Source organism: Kibdelosporangium philippinense, from assembly GCF_021390435.2.
Lineage (GTDB): Bacteria > Actinomycetota > Actinomycetes > Mycobacteriales > Pseudonocardiaceae > Kibdelosporangium > Kibdelosporangium philippinense.
On sequence record NZ_JAJVCN010000003.1, the window covers coordinates 1395608 to 1410299 of the forward strand.

Consider the following 14692-nt stretch of genomic DNA (forward strand, 5'->3'; position numbering starts at 1 on the left):
GCGGAACCGTGTTTATTGGGATAGCCGGTTCAGCCAGGTCTCGATCACCGAGTTGAGCAAGCCGGGCGTTTCCTGGTGCGGCCAGTGGCCGAGCGACAGATACAGCGTTCCGTCCAATTCGGACCGCACACGTTTCGCCGCCCATGCCGCGTGATCCTCATGCCCGCTGGAAAAAATCGTCAGCGTCGGACATGTCATCCGGTCGAGGTACGCCTCGGTCCGTTCGCGGGTCCCGACCTCGCCAGCGCCGAGCCAGTTGCCTTGGAACGTCTCGATGACCACGTGGCTGGGCACCGACCACACCCGGCGCCGGTGCATCGCCCTGAAGAAGTCCGGGGTGTGTGGGCTGTCGGCGAAATCCATGATCGCCGCGGTGAGTTCGTGCGCGTTCTTGGTCGTCATCGTCTCGGCGGTGTGGATGAAGTGCGCCGGGGCGAAGCCGTACGCGGGCTCGACGGCGACGAAGCCAGCGACCAGGTCCGGATACTCGCCCGCGAGCACGATGCCGATCCCGCCGCCGAGAGAGTGTCCGATGACCACTACCTTCGGCACGTCGATGGCACGCAGGAGCAGCACGAGGTCCTCGGCGAACACCCGTGCGTCGTAGCCACTCGACGGCACGCTGGACTGGCCGTGCCCGCGCAGGTCGACCGCGATCACGCGGGCACTGCGCGCGAAATGCTCCAGCTGCCAGTCCCAGTCGTGCGAGTCGCACGTCCAGCCGTGCACGAACAGCAGCGTCACGGGACCTTCGCCCTCGTCGGCACAGAACAGCCGAACGTCGTCCCTGATCTGCGTGAATGGCATGTGCGCCAAGCTAGGTCGACCGGAATACGGCTTGCCATCTGGCGACATCTACTCGCCAGGCTCAGAACTTCGGCGACCGCTTTTCCAAGAAAGCGCGCACGCCTTCTGCGTAGTCCGCACTGTGCAGGGCTTCGTCGTACAACGCGTGGACGCTGTCGTCTTCTTGCTCGCCGTCGGCGATGCGGTTGATGATCGTCTTGGCGCCGCGGACGCTGACCTGGGCGCGGCCCGCGATCGTGGCCGCGAGCTCCTTGGCGCGCGCGTCGAGGTCCGACGCCGGGTGCAGCTCGTTGACCAGGCCGATTCGCAGAGCTGTCGCCGCGTCGATGATGTCTCCGCTGAACAGGATCTGCTTGGCCCAGGCTTTTCCGACCGCGTCGACCAGTTGCTTTGTCGAGGTGAAGTTGTAGACGATGCCGAGCTTGGCCGGGGTGATCCCGAATCGCGCGTTGTCCGCGGCGATACGCAGGTCGCAGGCCAGTGCGATCTCGCAGCCACCGCCGATGCAGAAGCCGTTGATCACCGCGATGGTCGGTTTCGCCAACGTTGTGATCGCGCGTTCGGCTGCGTGCACCGCTTCGCTGTAGCGGGCCGCGTCGTCCGCGCTCGACCGGAGGGTTTCGAACTCGCTGATGTCAGCACCGGCCGAGAAGTGCTCGCCGCCCTGGATCAGCAGGACACGGACGGCCGGGTCGAGCGAGCCGAGCAGGCCGGGAATCGCCGACCACATCTCCAGGCTCATCGCGTTGCGCTTGTCCGGCCGGTCGATGGTCAACGTCGCCACGGCTCCGGCCGTTTCCACCTTCACATGCACCGGACTATCGGACCACACATAAACCGGACAATGATCAGCGCATGCTGTGCATCATGCGACGACTTGGCGTGCTCCTCGTCACACTGACGGCCCTCGCTGCCTGCACAGAGTCCTCCGCGGGCCGTGTTCCGCCGCCGACCGGCGCGGCGGGCGGCCAGCCGAGCACGCCGCAGGAGACGCAGCCGCCCAAGATGAAGATCGAGACCGTCGCAGGCGGCCTCGAGCACGGCTGGGACATCGGCTTCCTGCCGGATGGCAAGGTCCTGGTCAGCCAGCGGCCCGGCAAGCTCGCGCTGCTGTCGTCCACGCAGGTCGGCGCGACCGTCACGCAGGTGCAGGCCGATTTCAGCGATGTCCTCGTGTCGGGCGAAGGCGGCCTGATGGGCATGGTGCTCGACCCGGACTTCGCCTCGACTCGCGAGTTCATCACGTGCCAGACATATAAGGAGAACGGCGTCGGCGTTGACGTCCGGCTGGTCCGCTGGCGGCTCTCCCCGGATGGGCGCAACGCGCAGCGCGTGAACGTCATGCTGTCGGGTCTGCCGGTGGCGCGTAGCGGCAGGCACTCGGGCTGCCGTCCGACCATCGCCCCTGATGGCGCCCTGCTCGTCGGCACCGGTGACACGGCCCGCCCGGCGATTCCGCAGGACCGCACGAACCTCGGTGGCAAGGTCCTCCGGCTGAACGTCAAGACTGGCGCGCCCGCTCCCGGCAACCCGTTCGCTTCGTCGCCGAACGCCAATGAGCAGCGGGTTTACACGTACGGCCACCGCAACGTGCAAGGTGTGGCGATCCGTCCGGGCAGCGGCCAGGTCATCACCGCCGAGCACGGCCCGGACAAGAACGACGAGATCAACATCGAGCAGGCGGGCAAGAACTACGGCTGGGATCCGTCCCAGGGCGGGACCGTGACCAGCTACGACGAAGACGTCCCAATGACCGACCTGCAGCGCTTCCCCGACGCGATCCCCGCGCTGTGGGAATCGGGCGAGACGACCGAGGCGGTGTGCGCGGCGACGTTCCTTGACGGCCCACAATGGGGTGCTTTCAACGGATCGCTGGTGGTGACGGCGCTCAAGGGCGCGAAAGTCCTGCTGTTCAAGATGGATGACGCCGGCAAGGTCCAGTCGGTCTCGGTGCCGCCGGAGTTCGACGACGACTGGGGCAGGCTGCGCGCGGCACGGCAGGGCCCGGACGGCGCCCTGTACATCACGACGTCCAACGGAACCGACGACAAGCTGCTGCGGGTCACCCTAGGGTGATCGCATGTCCTTCCCTGACGCGGTCTTCGCCGCATTGCGTACGGAACCGGCGAAGATCGCTGTCGAGCATGGATCGCGCGAGGTCACCAAGGCCGAACTGCTCAACCTGACCAGCCGGATCGCCGCAGGCATGCGGGCCGCCGGGGTCAACGGCGGCTCGGGCGTCGCGATGATCACGGAAGTGACGCCGGAGGCGTTGGCCGCGTATCTGGCCGCGTGGGCGCTCGGTGCCCGAGTTGTCGGGATTCGTCCGGGGTTCAGCGACAAGCAGCTCGACCACATCCTTGGCGACGGGCTGGATCTGATCGTCACCGACGCGAAGCTTCCTGCCCTTTTGGACACCGAAGATGAGCCGTTGATCCTTACTTCCCGACCGGAAAATGTGGCCCGGTTGGTCTATACCAGCGGCAGTACTGGTCTACCCAAGGCATGCGCACAGACATATCAGGCCCTTGGCGAGCACTATTCGTGGAACCCTTCGGCATGGGACGCCGCGACGGCCGCACAGGCGGCGGCGTGCGACCGATATCTGCTGTTCGGGAGCCTGGCAAGCGTTGTCGTGCAGGACTATTTGGCTTTGTGCCTATTGAATGGGGGAACCGCGGTCATTCCGCTTTCGGTCAAGTTCCCTGAAGTGCTGGCCGATCTGCGGATCACGTTCACAATCATGAACACGCCCCGGTTGTACGCGATGCTGGATTCCTTGCGTGACAACCCAATCGATCTCAGTTGCCTGCGCGGCATGCTCGTCGCAGGATCGCCTGTGGCACCACATCGGTTGCAGGAAGCCATGTCTCGCATTGGGCCCGTGATCTATCACGCGTACGGCCAAAGTGAGACCAATGCTTTGACCGTTGCCACGCCTGCCGAGATTCTTGCTGGCCACGTGGAAACTGTCGGGAAACCGCAGGGTGGCGTGGACATCGAGATCCGCGATGGCGAGGTGTGGGCGCGTAATCCGTGGATGATGCGGGGGTATTGGGAAGACGCCGCCGAGACCGCGGAAGTCCTTGTGGACGGCTGGATCCGGACCCGCGACCTCGGTTTCCTGCGGGATGGATATCTGCATTTGACTGGGCGCGCGCGGGACATCGTGATCGTGAACGGGTATCCGGTGTACGCGGGGCCCATCGAACGCGTGCTGGCGCAGCATCCCGACGTGGATCAGGCGTACGTCCTTGGGCCTTCGGAAGTGCTGCATGCCTTCGTGATTCCCTTGCCTGGCAAGGAACTATCGGTTGACGAACTGTCCTCTTTGGTGCGGGACGAACTCGGGCCGAACAGCGTGCCGTCGACGATCACATTCATTTCCGAGGTCCCGGTCGCACCGAGTGGGAAACCGGACAAGCGGGCGTTGTGGCACGACTAGACCGCGATCACAACAGGTCACCAGAAGCCAGCATTCCCTTGGTTCATGGCACCTTCATGCCACGCGATATCGGCCCCGCCGCGCTGGCCGGTATCCCCCACTCGGGGTACGTTCGATCCCGTTGTTCAAGCTTCAACTGCTTCCCCTGCCGCATCAGTGGGAAGCGACCAAGGGAATCCACAGCACGAGGGGCAGACCGAGATGGCCAAGCACGCAGCAGGACCAGGGGCACCGGCGTTCAAGATCACCGCAGCCGACCGCAACCACCCGCCGAAGCACAGCAAGGATCACCCGAAGCCGGAAGTGATGCGCGTGGTCATCGACGTCAAGAACGGCCTGAAGAAGGCCAGCTAGCCAGTGTCAGTGGTGCACCCCGGATTCGGGGTGCGCCGCCAGCCGAAGAGTCTGGCGAACCAGACGTCAGGTCTGCAGCTCCGCGAGGTCGACGGTTATGGGAATCGGCACAGCCGTGACAACAGCCGGGCCCTTGTCCTCGATGAGGTTCTCGACCACATACCGCCCGTTCTCCAAGCGGTACGCCGTCAGCCGGAGTCCACGAAGGTCATCCTGCTCGATGGTCCAGAGAAACGGCACACCCGCGCCCGCATAGCCAGCCATCTTTGTCTCACGCTCGGCCCTCGGGTTGCCTGGCGACCACACTTCGACGGCGAGAATCAGTGCTTCCGGCGGAAAGCTCACACCGACCGGCTTACGGTCCAGAATCACCACATCCGGAATCAACGCCGTCCGCCATGCCGTCGAAATCCGCACATTCACAGCCAGAGCGACATTCAGGTCGGTGCGATTCGCTGCACGAAGGGCGTCCCGAAGCAGCACGCCCATGAGAAACGCGGCATCTTGGTGTTCGCCGGAAGGTGCGGGAGTCAAGTGGAGGTATCCAAACATCAGCTCGAGGCGTGACCCATCTACCGGAGGGTCCAGTGCCAGCCAATCCTCAACGGTGTACGGGCCGATCATCGGGTGCTCCAGAGCTACTGACACGCACTCCACCTCCAACCTCGGCTCCATCTCAGTGTCCCATGTCCGGCCAACTGGGAAAACTCAGCGGCGGACCTTCGGCTTGTGCTCCAAGTGCGACAAGCCGTTCCACGCCAAGTTGACCAGGTGCGCGACCACGTCGGTCTTTCGCGGCTTACGAACGTCAAGCCACCACTGCCCGGTCAGCGCGACCATGCCGACCAGAGCCTGGGCGTAGAGACCCGCCAGCTTCGCGTCATAACCACGACTGCTGAAGTGCACGCCGAGAATGTGCTCGACATGGCTGGCGATGTCGGAGAGCAGACTGGAAAAGGTCCCGGTGGAACTCGCCACGGGTGAGTCACGTACGAGAATCCGGAACCCGTCGGTCGACGTGTCCACGTAGTCAAGCAAAGCCGTCGCCGCGTGTTCGAGCAGCGTCCGGGGATGCATGTCCTCCGACAGCGACTCCGTGATCGCGGACAACAGGTAGTCCATCTCACGGTCGACGACCACCGCGTAGATGCCTTCCTTGCCGCCGAAGTGTTCGTACACCACCGGCTTGCTCACGCCGGCCCGGTGCGCGATCTCCTCGACCGACGCGCCGTCGAAGCCCTTTTCGGCGAACAGGGCCCTGGCGACGTCGAGCAGCTGCCGCCGACGCTGGGTTCCGGTCATCCGTACCCGCGTCGGCGGCACTGCCCCGTTAGATCTCACCCGGACACACTAGGCCCTGTCCCAAATGCCCGATCGCGATAGCCGGGCCGGATACGGCCCCTGGCGCCACCGCGGCAACGCCCAAAGACAACCAGTATTCGCGACGTCGCCGCGGCGACGCCAGGAACCGCCCCGATCCCGGCTCTCATCGACCGGGACATTCGGGACAGGACCTAGGCCAAATCAGTCCTTGCCGACGGACAAACGGGCGAGGCGCTGTTCGGTCGGCCAGCGCACGTCGTAGACCCAGCCGAGCTTCTCGAACAGCCAGATCACGCGCGCGGAGATGTCGATCTGGCCGCGCTGCACGCCGTGCCGCGCGCATGTCGGGTCGGCGTGGTGCAGGTTGTGCCACGACTCGCCGCCGGACAGGATCGCCAGCGGCCAGAAGTTCGCCGCTTTGTCCCTGCTCTTGAACGGGCGCTCGCCGATCATGTGGCAGATCGAGTTCGTCGACCACGTGATGTGGTGCAGGATTCCGACGCGCACGAACCCGGCCCAGAAGAACGCGGTCAGCGCGCCCCACCACGACATCGTGATCAGTCCGCCGAGCACCGCGGGCAGCAAAAAGGTCAGCGTGGTGAACAACACAAAGAGCTTGTTGACCTTGACGAGATCCTTGTCACCCATCAGGTCTGGGGCGAAGCGCTCCTTGTTCGTCACGTCCTTCTCGAAGATCCAGCCCATGTGCGCGTGCCAGAAACCCTTGGCCAGCGCCCACGGCGAGGTGCCGAACAGCCACGGCGAGTGCGGATCGCCGTCCCGGTCGGAGAACGCGTGGTGACGGCGGTGGTCAGCGACCCAGGTGATCGGCGGCGACTGCACGGCCATGCTGCCCATCACCGCGAGCAGGATCCGCGTGCCGCGCTTGGCTTTGAACGAGTTGTGCGTGAACAACCGGTGGTAGCCGACCGTGACGCCAAGCAACGAGAACCAGTAGAACGCCACAGCCAGGATGACGTCTACCCAGGTCAACCCCCATCCCCAGGCGAGCGGAACAGCCGCGAACACCGCTACGAACGGCAGCACGATGAACGTGTACACCGCGATCTGGGTCGCCATGTTCCGCTTGCCCTCGAACATCGGCTTCGGGCCTTTGTCGCCCGCAGCCGGATCCTCGGTTTTGTCGAGGGTTGTTGTCATTCGCCCACCTCACGCGTGACTTAGGTCAGCCTTACCTACGACGTCGTAACTTACGACAGGGTAGGTTGCCGCGAGCCCGGTGCGCCACCCTGCGGACCGTAATTTCGATCGCCTTACCACTCCTACGAACTACCCACGTGTGACGCTGCTAACGCCCATTCGGGTAGTCCCGTAGAACAAATTCCACCGGGTGTCTGTCGCCCGCCAACCCCACTCGTGCGACGATGTCCAACCGTGAGCCTCATCGGCTGACGGTCCGCCGTGGTGTAAAGGCAGCACCTCAGATTTTGGTTCTGATGGTCCAGGTTCGATCCCTGGCGGCGGAGCGGTAGAGCAGGACAGCTGAACAAGGGTTGATGGGCAGGGGGTGCACCGCTGCGCAACGAGTCGGACGAGGAGCACCCGCCCGCGCTGGATGAGAAGTCCGACGCGTGGCTGGTCGGTCGCGCCAGTGAACTACTGGCGATCACGCAGAGCGCGGGACTTGCCGAGCAGGTACAGAACGTCGACGAGGTCGACCTCATGCTTGCCGAAGCCCAGCACCGCGGCGAGCCGCGGATGGTCGCGCAGCTTTTGCGTTCCGCCGTGGCGGTCCGGCTCACCACATCCGGCCTCGCGCACACCGCTCAGCCCTTGCTCGACGAGATGATGCTGCACACCCGCAGGCATGGCCTGCTGGTGCTGGAAGCCGACGCGCACGCCCTGCTCGGCCGCCTGATGCTGATGGACGGCGCCGAGGACATCGCCTTGACCGAGGCCGCGGTCGCGCTGGCCATGCTCGACGACGACCTGCCCCCCGACGTGATGCTGGGCAGACGTAAGTGGGACATCCTGCTGGCGTCCACCCTGATGGATATCGGCCTCGTCCTGACCCAACTCGGTGTCTACGAGGAAGCCGACCAGGTGATGAACCGGGCAAGCCGGTGCATCAGAGACTCAGCCGGACCGCACCAGATCGCGGTCCACTTGATCCACCGGATCCGCCTGCTGGTCGGATGGGGACTGCGCCTCGAACGCGTCGACCAGTCAGAAGTCGCACAGGAGAAGTTCGAGACCGCCGCGGCGATCTCACTGGCCGTCGAAGGCCCCTTCCGCGAATCGCTCTTCCCGCGCAAAGCCGACCAGTCCGCAGCCGAACAGGTTCCGGTCGTCGCCGCCGCGATCGCGCTCGCGCAACCGTCCGCTGAGCACGTCGAGCGGCTGTTCGAGATCAAACCGACCGCCAAGTACGCCCGTGAGTTGATCATCACGTCGGTCGCGTTGGCGCGCTGCCTCGAACAGACCGGCCTGGTCGCCGAAGCCGTCGATGTCCTCGCCGAAGCGCGGGAATTCCTGGTCGAGGACCCGTCCGAGCCGACGCTTCGGCTGTGCCTGATCCGTGAGTTCGCGCGCTTGTCCGGGCCGGATGGCGGCGAGCGCACCATGAGCGCGCTGGAGAGTTACGCGCAGGAGCTGGAAAGCCAGCTCTGGGAGATGCGCGAGTCGCGTAAGGCCACGCTGAACACTCGCCGGGAGCACGAGCGGCTGACCCGTAAGCACGGCGAGACCGAGAAGCAGGCGCTGCAGGACCCGTTGACCGGCCTGCCAAACCGTCGCGCGCTCGACGACCGGCTCGAAGCGTTGTCCGCGAGCGCGAACAACCACCCGCTCGCCCTCGCGTTGGTCGACCTTGACGGGTTCAAGGAAGTGAACGACCAGTTCTCACACGCCGAAGGTGACGACGTGCTGCGCGTGGTCGCAAGCACGGTGCGTGACGCCCTGCGCGGCGGGGACATGGTCGCGCGCTACGGCGGTGACGAGTTCGTCGTGCTGCTGCCGGGAGCGCCGCTGCACGCCGCCGAGGCCGCGTTGAACCGTGCCGTGACTGCGGTTTCCAAGCTCCCGCATGATCTTTCCCACGGTGTGACGTTGTCTGTCGGTGTGGTCGCGTTGCGTCAGAACGAGACCGCCGCGCGTGCGCTCGCGCGGGCCGATGCCGCGATGTACGAAGCGAAACGCAGCGGCGGCAACGGAGTCTCCGCGGTGACCATGAGCACCGAGACCGCGCAGTCAGGGCGAGTAGTAGACGACCCCGCGTGGGTCCTCCCGGAGGCAACGTAGGATCGTTACCTGGTGTTATCCGAACGGATTCGGCAGGGAGATCGCTGATGCCCCAGGGTGGGAACGCCCAGCTCAGCACCGTTGTACTCGCCGCTGGCGAGGGCACTCGGATGCGCTCGTCGACCCCCAAGGTGCTCCATCCGATCGCTGGCAGGCCGCTCGTCGAGCACGCCGTGCGCGCAGCCGCCGGGCTTGACCCGGACCATCTCGTCGTCGTGGTCGGCCACGGCAGGGCTGCGGTCACCGAGCACCTCGAAGGCCTGGCGTCCGCATTGGACCGCAAGGTGACCACGGCCGTGCAGACCGAGCAGAAGGGCACCGGTCACGCGGTGTCATGCGGTCTGTCGGAATTGCCGGGAACCTTGAGCGGCACCGTGATCGTCACGTACGGCGACGTGCCTTTGCTTGAGACGGAAACGCTTTCGGCATTACTCGCCGAACACTCCTCGTCCGGCAACGCGGTGACGGTGCTGACCGCGGTCGTCGGCGACCCCACCGGCTACGGCCGGATCGTGCGTGACACCGACGGCGGCGTGACCTCGATCGTCGAGCACAAGGACGCCGACGAGGACCAGCTGGAGATCACCGAGATCAACTCGGGGATCTACGCCTTCGACGCCGAAGTGCTCGTCGATGGTCTTTCCCGGATCCGCACCGACAACGCGCAGGGCGAGCTGTACCTCACCGACGTGCTGAGCATCGCCCGTGGCGACGGCCGCCGGGTCGGCGCGCTGGTGTGCGTCGACGCCTGGCAGGTCGAGGGCGTGAACGACCGCGTGCAACTGGCGAAGCTCGGCGCCGAGCTCAACCGCCGGATCCTGGACCGCTGGATGCGCGACGGGGTCACAGTGATCGACACCGGCAGCGTCTGGCTGGACGCCGGAGTCACGCTGGCCAGGGACGTCCTGCTCGAACAGGGAGTCCAACTGCGCGGTTCGACCAGCGTCGGCGAGGGCGCCACCATTGGTCCCGATACGACGCTGACCAACGTGACCGTGGCCGAGGGGGCGAAAGTCATTCGTACTCACGGCTCGGATTCCGCCATCGGCGCGGGTGCGTCGGTCGGTCCGTTCGCCTACCTGCGGCCAGGCACGTCACTCGGCGAGAAGGGCAAGATCGGCACCTTCGTCGAGGTGAAGAACTCCGAGATCGGCACGGGAACCAAGGTCCCGCACCTCTCGTACATCGGCGACGCGACGATCGGCGAATACAGCAACGTCGGCGCCGCAAGCGTCACCGTGAACTACGACGGTGTGAGCAAGAGTCGCACGACGATCGGCTCACACGTCCGCACCGGCTGCGACAACATGTTCGTCGCCCCGGTGACGGTCGGCGACGGCGCATACAGTGGTGCCGGCACCGTGATCCGGCGGGACGTCCCGCCGGGCGCGCTCGCAGTTTCCGGCGGTCCGCAGCGCAATCTCGAAGGCTGGGTGGTTTCCCGGCGTCCGGGCACCGCGGCCGCTGAAGCGGCACTGGCCGCACAAAAGGTCGAGGAGCAGCAAACATGAACGCCAAGTCCGGGACACCGAAGAAGCACCTGATGCTCTTCTCCGGCCGTGCTCACCCGGAGCTGGCCGAGGAAGTGGCGCGGGAGCTCAACGTCGAGATCACGCCACAGGCTGCGTACGACTTCGCCAACGGCGAGATCTTCGTGCGCTTCAACGAGTCGGTACGCGGCACGGACGCGTTCGTGATCCAGTCGCACACCAGCCCGATCAACCAGTGGATCATGGAGCAGCTGCTGATGGTCGACGCGCTCAAGCGCGCGTCAGCCAAGCGGATCACCGTGATCATGCCGTTCTACGGCTACGCGCGGCAGGACAAGAAGCACAAGGGCCGCGAGCCCATCTCGGCCCGGCTGATCGCGGACATGTTCAAGACCGCGGGCGCGGACCGGATCATGACGGTCGACCTGCACACCGCGCAGATCCAGGGTTTCTTCGACGGCCCGGTCGACCACCTGTTCGCGCAGAACATCCTGGCCGACCACATCAACAAGACCTACGGCGACGCCGCGGACATCACCGTGGTCTCCCCGGACTCGGGCCGCGTGCGTCTCGCCGAGAAGTGGGCGACGCAGCTGGGTGACCGGCCGATCGCGTTCATCCACAAGACGCGCGACCCGCTGAAGCCCAACGAGGCCGTCGCCAACCGCGTCGTCGGTGAGGTCGCCGGGCGGCTGTGCGTGCTGGTCGACGACATGATCGACACCGGTGGCACGATCGTGAAGGCGTGTGACGCGCTGATCGACGCGGGTGCCTCGGACGTGGTGATCGCGGCGACGCACGGCATCCTGTCCGACCCGGCCTCCGAGCGCCTGGCCAACTGCAAGGCACGTGAGGTCATCTTCACCAACACGCTGCCGATCCCCGAGGAGAAGCGCTTCCCCGGGCTGACCGTGCTGTCGATCGCGCCGCTGCTGGCCCGGGCGATCGAGGAGGTCTTCGAAGACGGCTCGGTCACCAGCCTCTTCGACGGAAACGCCTGATCAGACCTCGTGAGTGGTTAGTCGTGTTAGAACACGGATAACCACTCACGAGGTCTGATGTTGTCGGGACAACGCTGCTCCAACATCGGCCAGATCCGGGAATCCTCCATGTGGTGGTGATGGTGCGACGAAGTGGTGACCGAGGCGATGTGGTCGGCGACGAGCTCGGCACGGTCCTTCCTGGTGGTGTTGATGACCAGACCGGCGGCGAGCAGGAATTCGCGCCGGAACATCCGGTGCACCATCGCCATCTCACGGCCGTCGAAATAGGCGGCCATGCCGTGCGGTGTTGCCCTCGATCCAGCGGAAAACCGCTGGTGACGCGCTGGACGGCGGAAGCTCGCCCGCACGTGGACCCCGGTCATTGTGCCGACGTAGCCGGGACCCCCGGTGTTCGCGGGTTGAAGCTGGCGTAAACTATCCGGGTTGTCTCGGCGAGGCCGGGTTCTTTGAAGAACTTGGCGTGATCGACGCGGCTGGGTTGGTAGCCGTGTGTCTTCACGCCTGCCTCCGCCGCGGTGACGACCCCACTTAGCCTTTTGTGTTGAAGGAGAGCATCACCGTGTCCGAGGTCCGTCTTGCCGCCGAATCGCGTACCGAATTCGGCAAGGGCGCCGCACGCCGTACCCGCCGCGCCGGCAAGATCCCCGCGGTGCTCTACGGCCACGGTTCCGACCCGAAGCACCTGGCTCTGCCGGCGCTCGAGTTCGCCCGTGTCGTCCGTGAGCACGGCCAGAACGCCGTACTGACGCTGGATGTCGACTCGAAGTCCGAGCTGGCGCTGACCAAGACCGTCACCACCCACCCGATCAAGAACTACATCGAGCACGTCGACCTGCTGCTGGTGCAACGCGGTGAGAAGGTCAGCGTCGAGGTTCCGGTCGTGCTGACCGGTGACCCGGCCGCCTCCACCCTGGTCACCCAGGACCTGACCACGATCACCGTCGAGGTCGAGGCGCTGCACATCCCCGAGCAGATCGAGCTGTCGATCGAAGGCGCCGAGGCAGGCACCCAGATCACCGCTGCCGACGTCAAGCTGCCGCGGGGCGCCACCCTGGCGACCGACCCCGAGGCCCTGGTCGTCGCGGTCAACCCGGCCCCGACCGCCCAGCAGCTCGAAGGCGACACCGGCGAGGCCCCGGCCGAAGAGCCTGCCGACGAAGAGGCCTGATCAGTCATGAGCGAAGGGCCGGGAACCGTGGTCATCGTCGGCCTCGGCAATCCCGGCCCTCGCTATGCCGCCAACCGGCACAACGTCGGCTCGATGGTGCTCGACGAGCTGGGTGACCGGGTAGGCGGAAAGTTCAAGGCCCACAAGGGTCTCGCCGACGTCCTCGAAGGACGACTCGGCACCAGGCGGGTAGTGCTGATGAAGCCCCGCTCGTTCATGAACGTCTCCGGCGGCCCGGTTTCCGGGGTGGCCAAGTTCTTCAAGGCGGATCCGGCGGACATCGTCGTGCTCTACGACGAACTGGACCTGCCATTCGGCACCGTGCGCCTGAAGCTCGGCGGCGGCGAAAACGGCCACAACGGCCTGCGGTCCATCTCAAAGTCCTTGGGTACAAAGGAATATCACCGGGTTCGGATCGGCATCGGCCGCCCACCCGGCCGGATGGACCCAGCGGACTTCGTGCTCAAGGACTTCTCGGTCATCGAACGCAAAGAGCTGCCGTTCGTGTTCGACCGCGCGGCCGACGCGACGGAAGCCCTGATCAGCCACGGCCTGGAGGCCGCGCAGAACACGTTCCACGCCTTGAGCTAGAGCCGCACCTCGGGGATCGTGGCCATCAGCGCACCCAGCTCGGGGTAGTCCTCGAACTTCTTGCGAGCCATCGCCGTGATCTTCTCGCTGAGCCCCGGATCAAGGTCGTCGGACAACCGAACCCCGGCGAGTCGCCCCAGGTGCGGAAAGATCTGCCACTCGCCGTCGATGTTCACCGGGTCGTACAGGTAGCGCTCGAGTGCCGCCAAGTCCTCGATCCCGACGCAGTAGGCGTGCGTGTAGCCCGCCGCCGGGTCCCCGAGATCCTGGCCGGCCGTGCCGAACAACGTCGACGGCATGGACGCGGTTCGCCTCATCAGCGCGAGGACCTTCTCTTTGTCCGCGTCGGATGTCCCGTCCTTGAAGCTGAACCGCAGCATGTGAACGATCACGCCAGCCTCCCCTTGATTGACCCCATAAGGTCAACATACTGATCATTGAGGAAGCGGGTCGCCAAGCCGACAGTCAGGCTGGCGGCACCAACTCGAAGTAGCGCTTTGTATATCCCGCAAGCGGAATCCTCCGCCACATTCCCAGCAACAAGTCCGACGCCGTACCGCTGACCTCAAGCAGGACTGGCCCGCTGCCTTCGCCGAGCCGGATCTCGTCGCCTTCGACCTGCACGGTCCAGTCGCCGGGGCCATCGGTCTGGCGGAACCGGAACCGCTCCCCCGACCCCGCGGGAGCGTTCACGATCCCCCGTCGGAATGGCGCCATGAACTGGAAATGCAGGCCGATCGCGTCCACAGCGAGCTCAGTGTCGATCGGTTTGGCCGCTCCGACGGCGTTCTCGGCATCCCATCGGTGCACGGCGGCTTCCAAAGTCTGCGCCCGCAGCCAGAAATCCACGGTGTGCTCCGGCGACCATGTCCAAGTCGGCTCATCAAGGGAAGTGGAGGCGAACAGGTCCGCCAGCTCCGAAGCGCCCGAAGCGAACCAGTCGACCAGCGAGACAGGCACCGGGCCACGGTTGGGTTCGTGCTGTGGCATCGGCCAGCCTGAAGTGTCCGCGGGCAGCCCCAGGTACTTCAGGTCACGATGATCCGGTGGCGTCGAATGCCGTCCTGCCACGGTGAGGATCACGTACCGCTGGACACTTCCCAGGTGTGCCACCAGATCGGCCACCGACCAGTCGGGGCATGACGGCACTAAAGGCGTCTCGTCCGCGCCGACTGACCGCCGGGCCGCGGCCTCGAACGCAGCGCACTCGTGCCGAAACCGGGAAAGATAGTCCACCCCAAGATCATTC

16 protein-coding genes and 1 tRNA gene are annotated in these 14692 nt (G+C 65.5%); 9 read left to right on the forward strand and 8 right to left on the reverse strand.

Annotated features, from left to right (window positions below; translation table 11 throughout):
- Positions 1 to 12 precede the first annotated feature (12 nt).
- Together LWC34_RS38560 and LWC34_RS38565 are read right to left on the reverse strand one after the other, a co-directional pair.
- Positions 13 to 807 carry an alpha/beta fold hydrolase gene (locus tag LWC34_RS38560; protein WP_233730154.1) on the reverse strand — a complete coding sequence of 265 codons (795 nt, stop codon included), beginning with the start codon at positions 805 to 807 and terminating at the stop codon, positions 13 to 15.
- Between the two features lie 61 nt (positions 808 to 868).
- Complete coding sequence (locus LWC34_RS38565; protein WP_233730155.1) at positions 869 to 1621, reverse strand: enoyl-CoA hydratase/isomerase family protein; 753 nt, start codon at positions 1619 to 1621, stop codon at positions 869 to 871.
- A 53-nt stretch (positions 1622 to 1674) separates the two neighbouring features.
- Between LWC34_RS38565 and LWC34_RS38570 the strand changes: the two genes are divergently transcribed.
- The 3 genes from LWC34_RS38570 (at position 1675) to LWC34_RS38580 (ending at position 4606) form a co-directional block, all read left to right on the forward strand.
- Positions 1675 to 2883 (forward strand): PQQ-dependent sugar dehydrogenase, encoded by a 1209-nt coding sequence (locus tag LWC34_RS38570; protein WP_233730156.1) that lies wholly within the window; start codon positions 1675 to 1677, stop codon positions 2881 to 2883.
- A gap of 4 nt (positions 2884 to 2887) precedes the next feature.
- Positions 2888 to 4252 (forward strand): class I adenylate-forming enzyme family protein, encoded by a 1365-nt coding sequence (locus LWC34_RS38575; RefSeq protein WP_233730157.1) that lies wholly within the window; start codon positions 2888 to 2890, stop codon positions 4250 to 4252.
- A 201-nt stretch (positions 4253 to 4453) separates the two neighbouring features.
- Positions 4454 to 4606: a hypothetical protein gene (locus LWC34_RS38580; protein WP_233730158.1), complete on the forward strand. Its 153-nt coding sequence runs from the start codon at positions 4454 to 4456 to the stop codon at positions 4604 to 4606.
- 66 nt (positions 4607 to 4672) lie between these two features.
- Here the strand turns inward: LWC34_RS38580 and LWC34_RS38585 are convergent, their stop codons facing one another.
- From LWC34_RS38585 to LWC34_RS38595, 3 genes are all read right to left on the reverse strand, one after another.
- Positions 4673 to 5254, reverse strand: coding sequence for a Uma2 family endonuclease (locus LWC34_RS38585; RefSeq protein ID WP_233730159.1), 582 nt, complete (start codon positions 5252 to 5254; stop codon positions 4673 to 4675).
- Positions 5255 to 5314: 60 nt separating this feature from the next.
- Entirely contained in the window at positions 5315 to 5908 is a 594-nt protein-coding gene (locus LWC34_RS38590; RefSeq protein ID WP_233730982.1) for a TetR/AcrR family transcriptional regulator, read from the reverse strand.
- 222 nt (positions 5909 to 6130) lie between these two features.
- Positions 6131 to 7090: an acyl-CoA desaturase gene (locus tag LWC34_RS38595; RefSeq protein ID WP_233730160.1), complete on the reverse strand. Its 960-nt coding sequence runs from the start codon at positions 7088 to 7090 to the stop codon at positions 6131 to 6133.
- Between the two features lie 255 nt (positions 7091 to 7345).
- Between LWC34_RS38595 and LWC34_RS38600 the strand changes: the two genes are divergently transcribed.
- From LWC34_RS38600 to LWC34_RS38615, 4 genes are all read left to right on the forward strand, one after another.
- Positions 7346 to 7416: transfer RNA gene (locus LWC34_RS38600), tRNA-Gln, on the forward strand.
- 196 nt (positions 7417 to 7612) lie between these two features.
- A complete protein-coding gene (locus tag LWC34_RS38605; protein ID WP_233730161.1) occupies positions 7613 to 9190 on the forward strand; it encodes a GGDEF domain-containing protein in 1578 nt (525 codons plus the stop codon).
- 47 nt (positions 9191 to 9237) lie between these two features.
- Positions 9238 to 10701, forward strand: coding sequence for a bifunctional UDP-N-acetylglucosamine diphosphorylase/glucosamine-1-phosphate N-acetyltransferase GlmU (gene glmU / locus LWC34_RS38610; protein ID WP_233730162.1), 1464 nt, complete (start codon positions 9238 to 9240; stop codon positions 10699 to 10701).
- On the forward strand, positions 10698 to 11681 hold the full coding sequence (locus LWC34_RS38615) for a ribose-phosphate diphosphokinase (protein ID WP_233730163.1): 984 nt from the start codon (positions 10698 to 10700) through the stop codon (positions 11679 to 11681). The genes glmU and LWC34_RS38615 overlap by 4 nt, the downstream gene beginning before the upstream one ends.
- Before the next feature lie 26 nt (positions 11682 to 11707).
- On the opposite strand, the gene LWC34_RS38620 is transcribed toward LWC34_RS38615, so the two are convergent.
- The gene (locus LWC34_RS38620; protein WP_233730164.1) at positions 11708 to 12046 is read right to left on the reverse strand and encodes a hypothetical protein; all 339 of its coding nucleotides are present in this window, start codon (positions 12044 to 12046) and stop codon (positions 11708 to 11710) included.
- Between the two features lie 197 nt (positions 12047 to 12243).
- Between LWC34_RS38620 and LWC34_RS38625 the strand changes: the two genes are divergently transcribed.
- Together LWC34_RS38625 and pth are read left to right on the forward strand one after the other, a co-directional pair.
- Positions 12244 to 12852: a 50S ribosomal protein L25/general stress protein Ctc gene (locus LWC34_RS38625; protein WP_233730983.1), complete on the forward strand. Its 609-nt coding sequence runs from the start codon at positions 12244 to 12246 to the stop codon at positions 12850 to 12852.
- A 6-nt stretch (positions 12853 to 12858) separates the two neighbouring features.
- Entirely contained in the window at positions 12859 to 13443 is a 585-nt protein-coding gene (pth, locus tag LWC34_RS38630; protein ID WP_233730165.1) for an aminoacyl-tRNA hydrolase, read from the forward strand.
- On the opposite strand, the gene LWC34_RS38635 is transcribed toward pth, so the two are convergent.
- Complete coding sequence (locus LWC34_RS38635) at positions 13440 to 13835, reverse strand: Dabb family protein (protein WP_233730166.1); 396 nt, start codon at positions 13833 to 13835, stop codon at positions 13440 to 13442. The genes pth and LWC34_RS38635 overlap by 4 nt on opposite strands.
- Before the next feature lie 73 nt (positions 13836 to 13908).
- On the reverse strand, positions 13909 to 14679 hold the full coding sequence (locus tag LWC34_RS38640) for a maleylpyruvate isomerase family mycothiol-dependent enzyme (protein ID WP_233730167.1): 771 nt from the start codon (positions 14677 to 14679) through the stop codon (positions 13909 to 13911).
- Between the last annotated feature and the right edge of the window lie 13 nt (positions 14680 to 14692).